Source organism: Pseudomonas sp. P5_A2_2 (assembly GCF_054177685.1).
In genome coordinates this window covers 1-2,683 of the sequence record NZ_JBGCUL010000624.1, presented here as the reverse complement: position 1 = coordinate 2,683, position 2,683 = coordinate 1, and the positions used below count along the sequence as shown (strand labels likewise).

The 2,683-nt window shown below is 59.8% G+C and carries 2 protein-coding genes and 1 pseudogene; 1 reads left to right on the top strand and 2 read right to left on the bottom strand.

The window, feature by feature from the left end:
- Positions 1-93: pseudogene (locus tag ACXRVY_RS23245) on the bottom strand (GNAT family N-acetyltransferase); the annotation flags it as partial.
- A 111-nt stretch (positions 94-204) separates the two neighbouring features.
- Positions 205-1,542, bottom strand: coding sequence for a 30S ribosomal protein S12 methylthiotransferase RimO (gene rimO, locus ACXRVY_RS23240; RefSeq protein WP_223458451.1), 1,338 nt, complete (start codon positions 1,540-1,542; stop codon positions 205-207).
- A gap of 293 nt (positions 1,543-1,835) precedes the next feature.
- Here rimO and ACXRVY_RS23235 point away from each other — a divergent pair.
- Positions 1,836-2,683: KUP/HAK/KT family potassium transporter (locus tag ACXRVY_RS23235; protein WP_458238350.1), on the top strand; the 848-nt coding region annotated here is incomplete at its 3' end.

Sequence of the window (2,683 nt, the reverse complement as noted above, 5' to 3'; positions counted from 1 at the left end):
GTCGTGGGTAGCGCGCACCGAGGCCTCCCAGACCCGGGTCAATTCTTCGTAGTCGCCTAGTTTCGGCGTGTGGATGACCGAATGCTGACGCATGCCTGTCTGCCCCTGATACGTGAGTGATGTGAATCCGTTCAATCTCAAACGATAGCCGTAAAAAAGCCCCGCATCTCGTCTGGAGAGCGGGGCTTTGCGTATTTTTTGCGTTTAGATCTGTTCAGCCCACAGGTCGTATTCGTCGGCGTCGGTCACTTTGCACCAGACCTTGTCGCCCGGCTTGAGGTTGCTGCCGTTGTCGATGAATACGTTGCCGTCGATTTCCGGGGCATCGAAGAAGCAGCGGCCCACCGCACCTTGTTCGTCGACTTCATCGACCAGCACTTCGATCTCGCGGCCGATGCGCATTTGCAGGCGCGCCGAGCTGATGGCCTGCTGGTGCGCCATGAAACGCTCCCAACGGTCCTGCTTGACGTCGTCCGGGACGACTTCCAGATCCAGGTCATTGGCCGGTGCGCCTTCAACCGGCGAGTACTGGAAGCAGCCGACGCGGTCGAGCTGGGCTTCGGTCAGCCAGTTCAGCAGGTACTGGAAGTCTTCTTCGGTTTCACCCGGGAAGCCGACGATGAAGGTCGAACGGATGATCAGGTCCGGGCAGATTTCGCGCCAGTTCTTGATCCGCGCCAGGGTCTTGTCTTCGAAGGCCGGGCGTTTCATCGACTTCAGCACTTTCGGGCTGGCGTGCTGGAACGGGATGTCCAGGTACGGCAGGATCTTGCCGGCGGCCATCAGCGGGATCAGCTCGTCAACGTGCGGGTACGGGTAAACGTAGTGCAGGCGCACCCAGACGCCGAGGGTGCCAAGGGCTTCGCAGAGTTCGGTCATGCGGGTTTTCACCGGCGCGCCATTCCAGAAACCGGTGCGGTATTTCACGTCGACGCCGTAGGCGCTGGTGTCCTGGGAGATGACCAGCAGCTCTTTGACGCCGGATTTGACCAGGCGCTGGGCCTCGTCGAGCACGTCGCCTACCGGACGGCTGACCAGCTTGCCGCGCATCGAAGGGATGATGCAGAAGCTGCAGCTGTGGTTGCAGCCTTCGGAAATCTTCAGGTAGGCGTAGTGGCGCGGGGTCAGCTTGATGCCCTGTGGCGGCACCAGGTCGATCAGCGGGTTGTGGTCCTGGCGCGGCGGCACGACTTCGTGCACGGCATTGACCACTTGCTCGTACTGCTGCGGACCGGTCACGGCCAGCACGCTCGGGTGTACGTTGCGAATGTTGCCTTCTTCGACGCCCATGCAGCCGGTCACGATGACCTTGCCGTTTTCCTTGATGGCTTCGCCGATCACTTCCAGGGACTCGGCCTTGGCCGAATCGATGAAGCCGCAGGTATTGACCACAACAACGTCGGCGTCCTGATAAGTGGACACGACGTCATAGCCTTCCATGCGCAGCTGGGTAAGGATGCGCTCGGAGTCGACCAGTGCTTTGGGGCAGCCCAGGGATACGAAGCCAACCTTTGGATTGGCCGACGCAGGAGTGGTGGACATGTCTAACCTCGGTATTTTGTGACGCCGCTTGCCGGACAGGGCAAAACCGACGGACGGGCGCTTGAACTGCGCCTCTGATCAAAAAGTGCGCAATTCTAGCGATGGTAAGCGCACTTGACCAGCTTTATGCAGGGAAATACGACGAGTGCTGCGCTATGCTTCGCGCCGTTACGCTTTACTGATTTTTTACAGTCAACAAAACGTCTGTAACGTGAAGTAAAACAGCGCATGCTGCACGACAAAGCATAGTGCTTCATTCAAAGAAGCCCGGGTCTGAGAAGTAGGAGTGGTGGATGGGTCAGGCAAGTAGTCAGGCTGCAGGTGCCGAGCATTCGGCGGTGAAGCCGATCGGTATGCTGGTCGCGGCAGTCGGGGTGGTTTATGGCGATATCGGTACCAGTCCGTTGTACACCCTCAAGGAAGTGTTTTCCGGAGGTTATGGCGTGCCGGTCAACCATGAAGGGGTGCTGGGGATCCTGGCGCTGATCTTCTGGTCGCTGATCTGGGTCGTGTCGATCAAGTACATGATGTTTGTGCTGCGTGCCGACAACCAGGGCGAAGGCGGGATCATGGCCTTGACCGCATTGGCCCGGCGGGCGGCGGCGGGGCATGCGAAATTGCGCACGTTGCTGGTGGTCTGCGGACTGATCGGCGCGGCGTTGTTCTATGGCGACAGCATGATTACCCCGGCGATTTCCGTGCTGTCGGCGATTGAAGGTCTGGGGCTGGCCTTCGAAGGCATCGACCATTGGGTCGTGCCACTGTCGCTGGTGGTGCTGGTCGCGCTGTTTCTGATCCAGCGTCACGGTACGGCGCGCATCGGCATTTTGTTCGGGCCAATCATGGTCACCTGGTTCCTTGTGCTGGGTGCATTGGGCGTCTATGGCATCAGCCAGCATCCAGAGGTCCTGGAAGCGATGAACCCGGTGTGGGGCGTGCGCTTCTTCATCGACCACCCGGGCATGGGCGTGACAATTCTCGGCGCTGTAGTACTGGCATTGACCGGTGCCGAAGCGCTGTACGCGGACATGGGCCACTTCGGTCGCAAGCCGATCGCTCGTGCCTGGTTCATCCTCGTGTTGCCGGCGCTGGTACTGAATTATTTTGGTCAGGGCGCCTTGCTGCTCGGCGACCCGGAAGC

What these genes read in the sequence shown, in the direction of transcription:
- rimO (WP_223458451.1), bottom strand. Translation starts at nt 1,542, where the DNA reads ATGTCCACCACTCCTGCGTCGGCCAATCCAAAGGTTGGCTTCGTATCC.